Raw genomic sequence first — 14,469 nt, 5'->3', positions numbered from 1 at the left:
CGACCATAGTGACGGATCGTGGAAGTCCACTTCCGCATCACAGAATCCGTCCATGGAGGAGTGCCCGTGCCGCACGCCACCGCAAGCCTCACCCGCCGCGCAGGCCGCTTCCTGCGCACCAGCCTGTTCACGCAGGTACTCATCGCCCTGGTCCTCGGTGTGCTCGTCGGACGCCTGTGGCCGCAGGCGGGGGCGTCGCTCCAGCCGCTCGGTGACGGCTTCGTCCGTCTGATCAAGGCGATGATCGCGCCGCTGGTCTTCTGCGTCGTCGTCGCCGGGATCACCAAGGCGGGTGATCTCAAGGCCTTTGGCCGGATCGGGGTCAAGGCCCTGATCTGGTTCGAGGTGGCGACCAGCATCGCGCTCGTCGTCGGTCTGCTGGCCGGCAATGTCTTCGCGCCCGGCGCCGGGATGCATATCGACCCGGCGTCCCTGGACAAGGGCGCGGTGGACGCCAAGACGGGCGGCGGGCAGCTGCCCTCCGCCGCCCAGTTCGTCCTGGAGTCGCTGCCGGACAGCGCGGTCGGCGCGTTCGCCGAGAACTCGCTGCTGCAAGTCCTGGTGCTGGCCTGCCTGGTGGGCGCCGCGCTGCTGCACCTCGGACAGAAGAAGGTGCCGCAGATCCTGCCGGTGATCGAGCAGGCTCAGGACGTCGTGTTCACCATCGTCGGCTTCCTCATGAAGCTCGCCCCGCTCGCGGTCCTCGGTGCCACCGCTCACCTGGTGGGGGAGTACGGCCTGGGCGCGATGTCGACATACGGCAAGCTGATCGCGGTCTGTTACGGCGTCGCGCTGGTCTTCCTCCTGCTGCTCGGCTGCGCGCTCAAGGCCGTCACCGGGCTGAGCCTGTGGAAGTTCGTCCGCTACACCCGCGAGGAGCTGCTGCTGGCGCTCGGCACCGGCTCCAGCGAGACCGTGATGCCGCGGATGATGCAGAAGCTGCGCGCCGCGGGCTGCCGGGACGATGCGGTGGGGCTGGTGCTGCCGACCGGCTACTCCTTCAACCTCGACGGCGCCTCGATCTACCTCTCCATCGGCACGCTCTTCATCGCCCAGGCGATCGGTGTCGATCTGTCGCTCGGCCAGCAGATCACCGTGGTGCTGGTCCTGATGCTGACCAGCAAGGGCATGGCGGGCGTGCCGGGTTCGGCATTCCTCGCGCTGTCCGCGACGGCCTCCGCGCTGGGCGTCATCCCGGCCGCCGCGGTCGCCCTGCTGCTCGGCGTCGACCGGATCATGGACTCGATGCGGGTGGCGACCAATCTGCTCGGCAACTGTGTCGCGGTCTTCGCGGTGTCCCGCTGGGAGGGCGCACTGGACCGGGTGACGGCGAAGAAGGTCCTGAACGGCGAGCTGCCGGCCACCGCGCAGCCCGACCGCCCGGCGGAGCAGGAGCGGGCGGCGGAGCCGGCGACGGCGGATGCGGCGAAGCCGCGGGAGGCGGCGGCCGGGCCCGGCGCCGCCTCCGTCACCACCCGCGACACCTGACGCGACGGGCCCGGCGGGCGCACAGCCGCCCGCCGGCCCCGCGGCGCCGGGGCTCTTACTCCTCCGGCTTCTGCGAATCCATCCCCGGCCGCGCCTTCTTCCACAGCCCGCGGGTGAAGTCGGGAATCTCCTGCGGGGCGCCGTTCGCCTTGATCGAGAGATCGCTCAGCGGCACCGGCGCGGTCCAGGTCGCCGCGTCATAGACGTCGAAGTCCGGTACGAGGCCGAGCCGCATGCACTGCATCAGCCGGAAGATGAGCATGTAGTCCATGCCGCCGTGCCCGCCGGGCGGATTGGCGTGCTCCTTCCAGAGCCAGTGGTCCCACTCCGCGTATTTGGCGAAGTCGCCCCACTCGTCATTGCTCTGGTCCGGCTCGAGGTAGATCCGCTCGGGGTAGTCCTCGAAGACGCCCTTGGTGCCGCCGAGGCTGTTGATACGGCTGTAGGGGTGCGGGGTGGAGACATCGTGCTCCAGCCGGATCACCCGGCCCTTGGCGGTCTGGACGAGGCTGATCGTCCGGTCGCTCTCGATGTACGACTCCTTCCAGCTCGGGTCGTTCGCCGGCATGTGCTCCTTGCGGTAGGCGGCGAGGCCGAGCGCGGGGGTGCCGAAGCTGGAGATCCGTACGGCGCGGTCGCCGCGGTTGATGTCCATGTAGTTGGCGACCGGACCGAACCCGTGGTTGGGGTAGAGGTCGCCGCGCAGCCGGGTGTGCCACAGCCGGCGCCATGGCCCCTCGTAGTACTTGGGGTCGAACATCAGGCCGCGCAGATCGTGGTTGTACGCACCGGCGCCGTGCAGCAGGTCGCCGAACAGGCCCGCGTGCGCCATCCGCAGCACCCGCATCTCGTTCTTGCCGTAACAGCAGTTCTCCAGCTGCATACAGTGTCTGCGGGTGCGCTCGGAGAGATGGACCAGCTCCCACAGCTGGTCCAGGCGCAGCGCGAGGGGGCATTCCACGCCCACATGCTTGCCGTTGAGCATGGCCGTCTTCGCCATCTCGAAGTGCCAGTCCCAGGGCGTGGCCGCGTAGACGAAGTCGATGTCGCCGCGCTTGCAGAGGTTCTCGAAGTCGTGGTCGCCGTTGGTGTAGACGGCGGGTGCGGGCTGTCCCGCGGCGGTGACCTTCTTGGCGGCCTTGGCGGTCTTTTCCTTCACCGGGTCGCACAGGGCGACGACGCGGACGCCCGGCATCGCGAGAAAGAGATCGATCATGCTGCCGCCGCGGTTGCCGAGCCCGACGATGCCGACGCGTACGGTGCTGCGCCGCTCGAACGGCACCCCGATCATGGTTCTGGCCTTGGTGTCGGCGGCTGCGGCGGCGGCCGTCGCGGAGCCGGCCGCGGTGGGCGCGGCCGCCGCTGCCGTCCCGGACGCGAGGCCGCCGAGCCCCAGTCCGGCGCCCGCCGCACCGGCGGTCCACAGGACCGAACGGCGGCTCGGGCCCGCCTCGTTGTGGTCGTGGTTCTGCGATGGTGCCTCGTTCATCGGTCCTCCAGGGGAGCGCTGGCGTGCCGGGGCATACGTGAACCTCGGTCAGGACCCTGTCGGCCGGCGGCCTGAGGCACAAGAGGGCCGATTGGACTCTTGATGCGGCACTCTTGGATTCTTTGCCGCACTGCCGGACGGCTCACGGCAACACCGAGGGTGCCGCCGCCAGTACCTTTCGCAAGTCGCTGAAAAGCCTTGCAGAAAGTCTTGACGTGTCCGCGCGGTAAACGGCAGGCTCCGAGGCGAATCCCCCCATGGCGGCCCGGCGCGTGGCTGCACTCGTGGGCGCGGTGTGCCCTGCCGTGCCCCATGACGAAGGAGCCGCAAGATGCAGCAACGTTCCCGTGTGCTGGGCGGGGCGCTGGCCGGAGTGCTGGCCGCGGCCGGCCTCGCCACCTTCGCGCCGTGGTCCTCCCAGGCCGCCCCGCCCGGTGAAAAGACCGTCACCGCCACGCTGTTCGAGTGGAAGTACGCGGATGTCGCCAAGGCGTGCAGCGATCAGCTGGGCCCGGCCGGCTACGGCTATGTCGAGGTCTCACCCGCCGCCGAGCACATCCAGGGCGACCAGTGGTGGACCTCGTACCAGCCCGTCAGCTACAAGATTGCCGGACGGCTGGGCGACCGGACCGCGTTCGCCTCGATGGTCAGGGCCTGCCACGGCGCGGGCGTCAAGGTCATCGCCGACGCCGTCATCAACCACATGGCGGCCGGATCCGGTACGGGCACCGGCGGCACCCAGTACAGCAAGTACCAGTACCCGGGCTACTACCAGGACCAGGACTTCCACGGCTGCCGCAAGAGCATCTCCGACTACACCAACCGCGACGACGTCCAGAACTGCGAACTCGTCGGGCTCGCCGACCTCGACACCGGCAGCGACCACGTCCGCACCACCCTTGCCAAGTACCTCGACGACCTGCGGTCGTTGGGCGTCGACGGCTTCCGCGTGGACGCCGCCAAGCACGTCTCCGCCACCGACCTCGCCGCCATCAAGGGCAAGATGCGCGACCCGGGTTACTGGGTGCAGGAGGTCATCTACGGCGCCGGCGAAGCGGTCCGGCCCGAGGAGTACACCGGCACCGGCGATGTCGACGAATTCCGCTACGGCAGCCACCTCAAGAGCGCCTTCCAAGGCGGCAACCTCGCCCAGCTCAAGTCCGTCGCGGACGGCAAGCTCGGCAGCGACACGGCCCGCACCTTCGTCGACAACTGGGACACCGAGCGCAACGGCTCCACGCTGACCTACAAGGACGGCGCGGCCCACACCCTCGCCAACGTCTTCATGCTCGCCTCGCCCTACGGCTCACCGAACGTCTACTCCGGCTACGAGTGGTCCGACAAGGACGCCGGACCGCCCAGCGGCAGCGGCGGCTGGACCAACCAGCACGCCAAGCAGGCCATCACCGGCATGGTGGGGTTCCGCAACGCGGTGGGCTCGGCAGAGCTGACGGACTGGTGGGACAACGGGGGCGGCGCCGTCGCCTTCGGCCGGGGCGGCAAGGGATTCGTGGCGCTCAACAACGGTGACTCCGAGCTGCACCGGACCTTCGCGACCTCGCTGCCCGCCGGCACGTACTGCAATGTCGTCGCGGCCGCGCCGTCCTCGTGTGACGGCCACACGGTCACCGTCGGCGACGACGGGAAGGCGCAGCTCTCGGTCCCGGCCAAGGGAGCGGTGGCACTGCACGTCACGCGTTGAGGCGCGCTCCGGAAGGAGGCCGAGGAACAGGCCGCGTGGCCCGCTCCAGCGCCAGGAGGGCCGAGTAATAGCCTCGGCCCTCCGTCGCATGGTCCATGCCGATCTCGCACATCCGGTTCGCCGACAGATGGGCGTCGAAGTGCCGCGAGGTGACCTCGGCGGCCTCCTTCGCGGTGGCCGACTCCGTCAGCTGCCGGTGCAGCATCCCGCGGTCACCGGCGAAGGCACAGCAGCCCGTGTCGTCCGGCACCACCACCTCCCGCGCACATGCCTCGGCGACCCGGCGCAGCTGCGCCTCGTCCCCCAAGTGCTGCATGGAGCAGGTGGGATGGAGCACCGCCGAGCCGACCGTGCGCAGAATCTCCAGCCGCGGCAGCAGCTCCTCGGCGGCCCAGACGACCGAGTCGAGCACCGTCAGCTCGGCGTGCAGCGCGCGGTTGTCGGGCGTCAGATACGGCACGACCTCCCGGCTGAGGCCCAGGGTGCACGACGACGCGTCCACCACCAGCGGCAGCGTGCCGCCGGCCGTCCACCCCCAGGCCGCCTCGACGATGCGGTTGGCCATCACCGCGGTGCCGTGCTGGTATCCCTTGGAGTGCCAGATCGTGGCGCAGCAGGTCCCGGCCACGTCCGACGGGATCCACACCGGCCGGCCCGCCCGCTGCGACACCGCCACCACCGCCTCCGGCAGCGACGGCCCCCGGTACCCGGCGGGCTCACCGAAGATCCGGTTCACACACGCCGGGTAGTAGACCGCGGCGGCCCCGGCCCGCCGCGTCGCGGGCAGCGAGCGGGCCGCCGCGCCGGGAATCCGCGGCAGCCACTCGGGCACCAGGTCGGGGCGTACGGCCCTACGGGCGGCGCGGGTCAGCGATGCCGTCAGCCGGTCGCCGATCCGGTCGGCGGCGGCCACCGCCAGCCGCGCCGCCTTCTCGACGGCCTTGAACTGCCGGGCGGTCTGCGCGGCGGCCCACTCCTCGCGCGGTGAGTGGCGCCGGTGCCGGAAGTCCTTCATCAGCGCGCCGGTGTCGATCCCCACCGGGCACGACAGTTGGCAGAGCGAGTCGCCGGCGCAGGTGTCCACCGCGTCATAGCCGTACGAGTCCAGCAGCTCGGTGGTGACGGGGGAGCCCGGCGGCTGGCGCAGCATTTCCCGGCGCAGCACGATCCGCTGGCGGGGCGTGGTGGTCAGATCCCCGCTGGGGCAGGCCGGTTCGCAGAAGCCGCACTCGATGCACGGGTCGGCGACGGCCTCGGTCTCCGGGATGGTCTTCAGCCCGCGCAGATGCGCCTGCGGATCACGGTCGAGCAGGATGCGCGGAGCGAGGATGCCGTGCGGATCCACGAGCCGCTTGATCCGCCACATCAACTCCGTTGCCCGCGAGCCCCATTCGAGCTCCAGGAACGGTGCGATGTTCCGGCCGGTGGCATGCTCCGCCTTCAGTGATCCGTCGAAGCGCCGGACCGTCAGCCGGCAGAACTCGTCCATGAACGCGGCATAGCGCGCCACATCCGCCGTCTTCGCCGCGTCGAAGGCGAGCAGGAAATGCAGATTGCCGTGGGCGGCATGACCCGCGACCGCCGCGTCGAAGCCGTGCCGCACCTGGAGTTCCAGCAGGTCCGTGCAGGCGTCCGCGAGCCGGTCCGGCGGCACCGCGAAGTCCTCCGTGATCAGCGTCGTACCGGACGGCCGGGTACCGCCCACCGCGGCCACGAACGCCTTGCGTGCCTTCCAGTAGCCGCCGATGGCTGCCGGGTCGCGGGTGAAGGCATTGGTGACGGACGCGACCGGTGCGACCAGCTCCAGCTCCGTCAGCACCTGCGCCGCGGCCCGCTCGTACGCCTCCTGGGTGGCCTCGTCGGGTGCCCGGAACTCCACCAGCAGCGCGGTGGTCTCCTTGGGCAGCGCCGCCCAGTCGGCCGGCACCCCGGCCACGCTCACCGAGGCGCGCAGCGTATTGCCGTCCATCAGCTCCACGGCCCGTGCACCCGCTTCGTTGAAGCGCGGGACGGCCGCGGCCGTGGCACTCAGCGTCGGGAAGAACAGCAGCGCGCTGGAGGTGCGCCGGTCCAGCGGCAGGGTGTCGAAGACGGTCTCGGCGAGGAAGCCGAGGGTGCCCTCGGAGCCGACCATCAGCCCGCGCAGGATCTGTACCGGTGTCGCGCCGTCGAGAAAGGCGTCCAGGCGGTAGCCGTTGGTGTTCTTGATCCGGTATTTGGCGTGGATCCTGGCCACCAGCTCCGGATCCGCCTCGATCTCCGCCTTCAGTGCCAGCAGGCCCGCGCACAGCGCCGGTTCGGCGTGCGCCAGCTCCGCGTCGGCGTCCGGTCCGGCGGTGTCCACGATCGTGCCCGACGGCAGGACGAGGGTGACCGAGGCCAGCGTCCGGTAGGAGTTACGGGTGGTGCCGGCCGTCATCCCGGAGGCGTTGTTGGCGACCACGCCGCCCAGGGTGCAGGCGAGCGCGCTGGCCGGATCGGGCCCGAGCAGCCGGCCGTACCGGGCCAGGGTGGTGTTGGCGCGCAGCACGGTGGTGCCCGGCCGGATCCGGGCGCGGGCACCGTTGTCGAGCACCTGGATCCCGCTCCAGTGCCGGCGGACGTCGACGAGGATGTCCTCGCCCTGGGCCTGGCCGTTGAGCGAGGTGCCGGCGGCCCGGAAGACGACGTGGCGGCCCTTTCCGTGGGCGTAGGAGAAGACCGCGGAGATGTCGTCGAGGTCCTCGGCCACCACCACGACCTGCGGGACGAAGCGGTACGGGCTGGCGTCGGAGGCGTAGCGGACCAGGTCGGAGATCTTGTGGAGCACCTTGTCCGGGCCGAGCAGCGCGATCAGGTCACCGCGCAGCGGCTCGGGGGTGCCCGATGCCAGGTGGCCGGCCACCCGGTCGTGCGCGGGGCTGCCGGGGGCGGTGGGGCGCAGGGTCTGGGGGTTCGGCTCCAGCAGGGGCATGCGGCACTCCTCCGGTTGACTCCGCGTCAGCTCAATGCGGTCGGTCCGGTCGATGCGGTCTGCACGGGTCGTCGACCAGGGTGGACAGCAGGTCGCCGAACACCTCGCGCTGATCGGCGGTCAGTGGGGCCAGGATCTCCTCCGCCGCGGCCCGGCGCGCGCTGCGCAACGCGCGCAGCGTGGAACGGCCGGTGTCGGTCAGCTCGATCCGTACCACCCGGCGGTTGGCCGGATCGGGCACCCGGCGCACCGCGCCATGTGCCTCCAGCGCGTCCACCAGTGTGGTCACCGCCCGGGGTACGACCTCCAGCCGCTCGGCGAGGTCGGCCATCCGCGGCGGGGTGTCGCGGTAGTGGCCGACGATCCGCAGCAGCCGGGACTGTGCGGGGGTGAAGGCGATGTCCAGGTGCTCCAGGTGGTGTTTCTGGGCGCGGTGCATCCGGCGGGTCAGCCGTACCAGCTGCTCGGCGAGGTTGGTGGTGCTGACCGTCGGCTCGGGGGAGGGCATGGCGCGAGGATAGCGGATGGCAGGACTTAATTCATTGTGAGCATAGGTAACAATGAGCTAGGCTCCACGTTGTTTGTCCCGGACTCTGCCTGTCCGTTGTCCTGCCCCCGCGCAGTCACACCCCTCGAAGGAGCCCATGCGCAGCGACGAACCCCAGTGGACCCCACCGCCCAAGGACCCGGAAAAGCCGGTCCAGCTGCGGCGGATCCTCGCTCTCTTCCGCCCCTACCGCGCCCGGCTGGGCCTCGTCGGCCTGCTCGTCGGCGCCTCCTCGCTGGTCTCGGTCGCCTCCCCCTTCCTCCTCCGCGAGATCCTGGACGTGGCGATACCCGGCCGGCGCACGGGGCTGCTGACCCTGCTCGCCCTCGGCATGATCGTCACCGCCGTCACCACCAGCGTCTTCGGCGTACTACAGACCCTGCTGTCCACCACCGTCGGCCAGCGCGTCATGCACGATCTGCGCACCGCCGTCTACGCCAAACTCCAGCGGATGCCGCTGGCCTTCTTCACCCGCACCCGCACGGGCGAGGTCCAGTCCCGGATCGCCAACGACATCGGCGGAATGCAGGCGACGGTCACCACCACCGCCACCTCCCTGGTCTCCAATCTGACCTCCGTCATCGCCACCGTCTGCGCGATGCTCGCGCTCGACTGGCGGCTGACCGTCGTCTCGCTGCTGCTGCTCCCGCTCTTCGTCTGGATCAGCCGCCGGGTCGGCAACGAACGCAAGAAGATCACCACCCAGCGGCAGAAGCAGATGGCCGCGATGTCCGCGATCGTCACCGAATCCCTCTCGGTCAGCGGCATCCTGCTCGGCCGCACGATGGGCCGCGCCGACTCCCTCACCAAGACCTTCGCCGACGAGTCCGAGCGCCTGGTCGACCTGGAGGTCCGCGCCAACATGGCCGGCCGCTGGCGGATGGCCACCATCGGCATCGTCATGGCCGCCATGCCCGCGCTGATCTACTGGGCGGCGGGCATGGTGCTCCGGCTCGGCGGCCCGGTCTTCTCGCTCGGCACCCTGGTCGCCTTCGTCTCGCTCCAGCAGGGCCTGCTGCGGCCCACCGTCTCCCTGCTGTCCACCGGCGTCCAGATGCAGACCTCGCTCGCGCTCTTCCAGCGCATCTTCGAATACCTCGATCTGCCGGTCGCCATCACCGAGCCCGCCGAGCCGGTCCGCCTCCCGGCGCCGCGTGGCGAGATCCGCTTCGAGAACGTCCGCTTCCGCTACGACCCCGCGGCCGCCCCCACCCTCGACGGCATCGATCTGACCGTCCCCGCCGGCGGCAGCCTCGCCGTCGTCGGACCGACCGGCAGCGGCAAGAGCACCCTGAGCTATCTCGTGCCACGGCTCTACGACGTGACCGGCGGCCGGGTCACCCTCGACGGCACGGACGTCCGCGACCTCGACTTCGACAGCCTCGCCCGCTCGGTCGGTGTGGTCTCCCAGGAGACCTACCTCTTCCACGCCTCGGTCGCCGACAACCTGCGCTTCGCCAAGCCGGACGCCACCGACGACGAGATCGAACGCGCCGCCAGAGCCGCCCAGATCCACGACCACATCGCCGCCCTGCCCGACGGCTACGACACCCTCGTCGGCGAGCGCGGCTACCGCTTCTCCGGCGGCGAGAAACAGCGCCTCGCCCTCGCCCGCACCATCCTGCGCGATCCGCCCGTCCTCGTCCTGGACGAAGCGACCAGCGCTCTGGACACCCGTACCGAACACGCCGTACAGCAGGCCATCGACGAGCTGTCCGAGGGCCGCACCACCCTCACCATCGCGCACCGGCTCTCCACCGTCCGCGACGCCGACCAGATCGTCGTGCTGGACGCCGGACGGATCGCCGAGCGCGGCACCCATGACGAGCTGCTCGCCGCGGACGGGCGCTATGCGGCGCTGGTACGGCGTGACGCACACCTCACCCCGGCCGCCGATCAAGAGATGGCCCAGTAAGTGACCCGCGGGTAAGGTCGGAGTCGCGGCGGCCAGTTCACTGGTCGGGGTGGCCGCCGCACCCACTCCTCGGCCGCCCGGCCTGCGGGTTCCGGCACCGTTGCCCTTCCTGCTCCGCCTCTGCCCGTCCGATCAGGGAGCTCTCCGTGACAGCTGACGACCGTTCCGCCCACGCGCTGGCCCGTCTGCTGGCGGGGATGGGGACCCTCCACTTCCTCGCCCCGAAGCCGTTCGACGCGCTCGTGCCCCGGCAACTGCCCGGCAGCCCCCGCACCTGGACGTACGCCAGCGGCGTCGCCGAACTCGCCGTCGCCGCCGCCGTCGCCCTGCCGCGCACCCGCCGGGCCGGCGCCCTGGCGGCGGCCGGCCTGTTCGCCGCCGTCTTCCCGGCAAACATCAAGATGGCGCACGACTGGCGGCACCGCCCGGCGCCGCTCAAGGCCCTGGCCTACGCGCGGTTGCCCGGCCAGCTCCCACTGATCGGCTGGGCCCTGCACACCGCCCACGCGGCCCGCCGGACCACGGGCGCCCCGCGACCGTAGCGCCTACGCTGCGCGGTATGACCCCACCCCAGGACCGCCCGGAACTCCCGGAGTTCGCCCTCGGATTCCCCGGCCCGTTGCGCGACCGGCTGGTCGCCGCGGTGCTCTCCGGCACCAAGACCGCCACGACCGGGCTGCTGACCGAGTACGAGCGCTGTGCCGAGCCGGTGCCGTCCGTCGGCCACCGGTCGGTCATGCCCGACTCCGGCGGCCGGCCGGTGGCCGTGATCGAGGTGACCGGGGTGCGGGTGCTGCGCCTGGCGGAGGTCGACCGGGCGCATGCGCGGGCCGAGGGCGAGGGTCACCTGACGGTGGCCGAGTGGCGGGCCGCCCACGAGGCCTTCTGGCACGGCCCGGACATGCGCGACGAGCTCGGCGACCCGGAATTCACCGTCGACGACGACACCCTGGTCGTGCTCGAAGACTTCCGGGTCGTGGAGCGTCTGGGGAGTGTGTCCGCGCGAGAGGGGTGACGTGAACCCGAGTGCCGGGAAGGCCGGGGGCCGGGCCCTGGGTCCCGGCCTCGGGCGCACGGCTGCCGGGATCAGAGCGCGACGAGGTCGACGGCGGCGGCCATGACCCGGTAGCCCGCATCGTTGGGGTGCTTGTGGTCGCCGCTGTCGTAGGCGGGCGCGAGTGCGTCCGGGTCCGCCGGATCGGCCAGCGCCGCGGCGAAGTCGGCCACCGCGTCGAACTCGCCCGCGTGGCGTATCCACTCGTTGATCTCCCGGCGCTTCGCCTCGGCGGCCGGCGTGTGGTACTCCGCCCCCTTGAAAGGCATGATCGTCCCACCGGTGACCCGCACACCCGCCGCGCGCGCCATGCCGGTCAACTCGCGGTAACCGGCGATGAGTTCACCGACGGACCGGTCCGGATTCGGCCGGTACGTCGGCAGCTCGACCTCGCTGAAGCCGATGTCGTTGAGGCCCACCAGCACCACCGCCGAGCGCACTCCCGGCTGGCCGAGCACATCGCGGCGGAAACGGTCCCCCGCCCGCTCGCCGAACCAGGCCGAGTCGCTGAGCAGCAGATTCCCTCCGATGCCCTGATTGAGCACGGGGCGCGGAGTGCCCCGGTCGGCCAGCCGCTCGGCCAGCGCGTCCGAGTAGCGGTGGTTGCCGTCGACGGTCGAGGCGAACCCGTCCGTGAGGGAGTCACCGAAGACCACCACCGTGTCGTCCCGTGCCGGAGTGCCGTCCGTCAGCTCGACGGCGGCGAGGTAGTACCAGGACACCGTCGTCTCGCTGAACACGGCCGGCTCGCGCGCGGCGAGCTGGTCGCCCGCGGCCCGGTAGGTGGTGGCGTACGCCTGGGCGTGGAAGGAGGCGGGGCCGGTCGGCCGGGCGAAGTGGAGCGACACCGTCACCGAGTCGAACGGCGCCACGCTCAACTCCGCGGCGTCGCTGTAGACCTCGCCGCCCGCCGGAATCCGCACCGCATCGGCCCCGCCGAAGGTGAGCCGCCGCACCGTGCCGGCCTGCTCGGCCGCCCCCTGCCCCGTACGGGCGATCGTGGCACCGGACACCTCCAGCGGCGTGGTCCCGTAGCGGTGGGAGAGCTTGATACGGGCCGAGGTGCCGGAGCCGGTGACCCGCACGATCTGACGCACGGTCTGGTCGGCGAACCCCTCCAGCGCCCAGTTCTTGTGGAACCCCTCGCTGGGACGCTGTACGGCGGCCGACCAACCGGCCCTCCAGAAGGGGGAGTCGGCGTGGTCGGTGACGGTGCGGTTCATGATGCTGCTGCCTCTCTGTCGTGCGCCCGGTGGCGATGACAGCGAGTCTGCGGGCGGGCGCGAGGGCTACCCAGACCTCTGGTCTTGGTACGCATCCGATGCCTACCAAGACCAGGGTCACCCTTCTCGCCTCACCGCTCTGCGGGCGACAGGCGCCACGCGCGGCGCGATGCGGTGGCCTGGGCGCGGCGGGCCGTGCAGGTACGCGCCGCCCCGCTCCGGCCGGTCAGCCCTGGTCGATGAGGGCGTCCGTCAGCTCCATCAGACGCTCCCGGGCCTCGGTGTCGTACGCCTGGGCGTGTGCCCGGGTGTCGGTGAACCGGTCGAAGTAGCGGCCCGTGGTGGCGGCGAGGTCCGGGTCGATGAGCAGCCGGACGGTGGGGCGGACCCCCTCGTCGATGCCGGTGACCGGGGTCAGGCCGTACGCGCGCACTCCGGCGGTGTCCATCAGATGGGCCGGATGGAGGGTGTTCACCGTGACGCCGGTGCCCTCCAGTTCGGCGGCCAGGTGGAAGGTCGCCATGATCAGGGCGAGCTTGCTCTTGCAGTAGGCGCGCAGTCCTTCGTAGTCCCGCTCCAGCATGAGGTCGTCGAAGTCGAGGGCCTCCTGCCCGATCGAGGCGACGTTGACCACGCGGGCGGGCGCCGAGGCGGTCAGCAGCGGCAGCAGATCGCGGGTGAGGGCGTACGGGGCGAGGTGGTTCACGGCGAAGCGCAACTCGTGCCCCTGGTGGCTCAGTTCGCGCTTGAGCGGCTCGGAGCCACCGCCCGCGACGGCGTTGTTGATCAAGCCGTCGAGCCGGGGCTCCGCCGCACGGATCCGCGCCGCCATCGCGTGCACCTGGCCGAGGTCGGCCAGGTCGGCAAGGTAGGTGCGGACAGTGGACTGCGGGGCGGCGGCCCGCACTTCGGCCGCCACGTGCTCCAGACGGCTGCGGTCACGGCCGTGCAGCAGGACGGTGCCGCCGCGGGCGGCGAGGTCGAGTGCGAGGCCGCGGCCCAGCCCCTGGGTGGCGCCGGTGATCAAGGTGGTGCGTGAGTTCATGACAGCCAGCGTGACGGCACGGGGCGGTGACTGGGGAGTACGGGCCGAGCCTGGTGTCGTCACCACCAGGCTCGGGCTGTTCTACGACGAGGCGCGGAATCAGCGCGGGCGGCGGATCCGGGGCGCCCCCGTCACCGACATCACCAGTGAGTACAGCGTGGTCGTCGCGGTGATGAAGAGGCGGTTGTTCTTCGGGCCGCCGAAGGCGATGTTGGAGACCGCCTCGGGGACGCGGAGCCGCCCGATCAGGGTGCCGTCCGGGGCGTAGCAGTGCACCCCGCCGGTCATGGCGGCCGCCCACAGCCGGCCCTCGTCATCGAAGCGGATGTTGTCGAACCGGCTCTCGCCGTCGGTGGTTTCGGCGAAGACCTTGCCCTCCGAGAGCGACCGGTCCGCCCGCACGTCGAAGACCCGGATCTGACCGGCGCGGGTGTCCGAGACGTACAACTGCTCTTCGTCGGGGGAGAGGACCAGCCCGTTCGGCGCGCCGAAGCCGTCCGCGGCAAGGGTGACGGCGCCTGTCGACGGATCGATCCGATAGACATGGCAGGCGCCGATCTCGCTCTCGGCGCGGTGGCCCTCGTAGTCGCTGGTGATTCCGAAGTCCGGATCGGAGAACCAGAGGGTGCCGTCGGAGTGCACGACCGCATCGTTCGGGCTGTTGAGCCGCTTGCCTTCGAAGCGGTCGGCCAGCACCGTGAGGGTTCCGTCGTGCTCGGTGCGGGTGACGCGGCGGTTGCCCTGTTCGCAGCTGATCAGCCGGGACCGGCCGTCGAGGGTGTTGCCGTTGCTGTGTCCGGCCGGGGAACGGAAGACGCCGACCGTGCCGGTCGGTTCGTCCCAGCGCAGCATCCGGTCGTTGGGGATGTCGCTCCAGATCAACTGACGCCAGGCGGGCAGATAGACCGGCCCCTCGGCCCAGCGGCAGTTCTCGTACAGCTTCTCCAGGCGTGCGTCGCCGTTCGCGCACCTTCCGGTCCGGAAGCGGTCGTCCAGTGTCTCGTATGGCGAAGTCGCCAGGGAATCGGACACGTTAAGCCTCTCTGCGTGAGA

At 71.1% G+C, this 14,469-nt stretch carries 11 protein-coding genes; 5 read left to right on the top strand and 6 right to left on the bottom strand.

Annotated features, from left to right (window positions below):
- Positions 1–66: 66 nt before the first annotated feature.
- Entirely contained in the window at positions 67–1,488 is a 1,422-nt protein-coding gene (locus M8I34_RS20185) for a cation:dicarboxylate symporter family transporter (protein WP_250050827.1), read from the top strand.
- A 55-nt stretch (positions 1,489–1,543) separates the two neighbouring features.
- Here the strand turns inward: M8I34_RS20185 and M8I34_RS20180 are convergent, their stop codons facing one another.
- Positions 1,544–2,977, bottom strand: coding sequence for a Gfo/Idh/MocA family protein (locus tag M8I34_RS20180; RefSeq protein WP_250050825.1), 1,434 nt, complete (start codon positions 2,975–2,977; stop codon positions 1,544–1,546).
- Between the two features lie 331 nt (positions 2,978–3,308).
- Here M8I34_RS20180 and M8I34_RS20175 point away from each other — a divergent pair, with 331 nt between their 5' ends.
- Positions 3,309–4,679, top strand: a complete 1,371-nt coding sequence (locus M8I34_RS20175; RefSeq protein ID WP_250050823.1) for an alpha-amylase family protein — start codon at positions 3,309–3,311, stop codon at positions 4,677–4,679.
- Here the strand turns inward: M8I34_RS20175 and M8I34_RS20170 are convergent.
- Positions 4,669–7,632: an FAD-binding and (Fe-S)-binding domain-containing protein gene (locus M8I34_RS20170; protein WP_250050821.1), complete on the bottom strand. Its 2,964-nt coding sequence runs from the start codon at positions 7,630–7,632 to the stop codon at positions 4,669–4,671. The genes M8I34_RS20175 and M8I34_RS20170 overlap by 11 nt on opposite strands.
- Before the next feature lie 31 nt (positions 7,633–7,663).
- The gene (locus M8I34_RS20165) at positions 7,664–8,140 is read right to left on the bottom strand and encodes a MarR family winged helix-turn-helix transcriptional regulator (protein ID WP_250050820.1); all 477 of its coding nucleotides are present in this window, start codon (positions 8,138–8,140) and stop codon (positions 7,664–7,666) included.
- Positions 8,141–8,276: 136 nt separating this feature from the next.
- Between M8I34_RS20165 and M8I34_RS20160 the strand changes: the two genes are divergently transcribed.
- The 3 genes from M8I34_RS20160 (at position 8,277) to M8I34_RS20150 (ending at position 11,109) form a co-directional block, all read left to right on the top strand.
- Entirely contained in the window at positions 8,277–10,094 is a 1,818-nt protein-coding gene (locus M8I34_RS20160) for an ABC transporter ATP-binding protein (protein ID WP_053210434.1), read from the top strand.
- A gap of 146 nt (positions 10,095–10,240) precedes the next feature.
- A complete protein-coding gene (locus M8I34_RS20155; protein WP_250050818.1) occupies positions 10,241–10,636 on the top strand; it encodes a hypothetical protein in 396 nt (131 codons plus the stop codon).
- A 17-nt stretch (positions 10,637–10,653) separates the two neighbouring features.
- Positions 10,654–11,109: an ASCH domain-containing protein gene (locus M8I34_RS20150; RefSeq protein ID WP_250050816.1), complete on the top strand. Its 456-nt coding sequence runs from the start codon at positions 10,654–10,656 to the stop codon at positions 11,107–11,109.
- Between the two features lie 71 nt (positions 11,110–11,180).
- Here the strand turns inward: M8I34_RS20150 and M8I34_RS20145 are convergent, their stop codons facing one another.
- From M8I34_RS20145 to M8I34_RS20135, 3 genes are all read right to left on the bottom strand, one after another.
- Positions 11,181–12,371, bottom strand: a complete 1,191-nt coding sequence (locus M8I34_RS20145; protein ID WP_250050815.1) for a GDSL-type esterase/lipase family protein — start codon at positions 12,369–12,371, stop codon at positions 11,181–11,183.
- Positions 12,372–12,597: 226 nt separating this feature from the next.
- Positions 12,598–13,416: an SDR family NAD(P)-dependent oxidoreductase gene (locus M8I34_RS20140; RefSeq protein WP_250050814.1), complete on the bottom strand. Its 819-nt coding sequence runs from the start codon at positions 13,414–13,416 to the stop codon at positions 12,598–12,600.
- Between the two features lie 99 nt (positions 13,417–13,515).
- Entirely contained in the window at positions 13,516–14,448 is a 933-nt protein-coding gene (locus tag M8I34_RS20135) for an SMP-30/gluconolactonase/LRE family protein (protein WP_374210945.1), read from the bottom strand.
- Between the last annotated feature and the right edge of the window lie 21 nt (positions 14,449–14,469).

Source organism: Streptomyces sp. MCA2 (assembly GCF_023544705.1).
GTDB lineage: Bacteria > Actinomycetota > Actinomycetes > Streptomycetales > Streptomycetaceae > Streptomyces > Streptomyces decoyicus.
This window is presented reverse-complemented; position numbering and strand designations above follow the sequence as displayed.

Coding starts and splice junctions, on each gene's coding strand:
- M8I34_RS20180 (WP_250050825.1), bottom strand. CDS start 2,977: ATGAACGAGGCACCATCGCAGAACCACGACCACAACGAGGCGGGCCCG.
- M8I34_RS20175 (WP_250050823.1), top strand. CDS start 3,309: ATGCAGCAACGTTCCCGTGTGCTGGGCGGGGCGCTGGCCGGAGTGCTG.
- M8I34_RS20170 (WP_250050821.1), bottom strand. CDS start 7,632: ATGCCCCTGCTGGAGCCGAACCCCCAGACCCTGCGCCCCACCGCCCCC.
- M8I34_RS20165 (WP_250050820.1), bottom strand. CDS start 8,140: ATGCCCTCCCCCGAGCCGACGGTCAGCACCACCAACCTCGCCGAGCAG.
- M8I34_RS20160 (WP_053210434.1), top strand. CDS start 8,277: ATGCGCAGCGACGAACCCCAGTGGACCCCACCGCCCAAGGACCCGGAA.
- M8I34_RS20150 (WP_250050816.1), top strand. CDS start 10,654: ATGACCCCACCCCAGGACCGCCCGGAACTCCCGGAGTTCGCCCTCGGA.
- M8I34_RS20145 (WP_250050815.1), bottom strand. CDS start 12,371: ATGAACCGCACCGTCACCGACCACGCCGACTCCCCCTTCTGGAGGGCC.
- M8I34_RS20140 (WP_250050814.1), bottom strand. CDS start 13,416: ATGAACTCACGCACCACCTTGATCACCGGCGCCACCCAGGGGCTGGGC.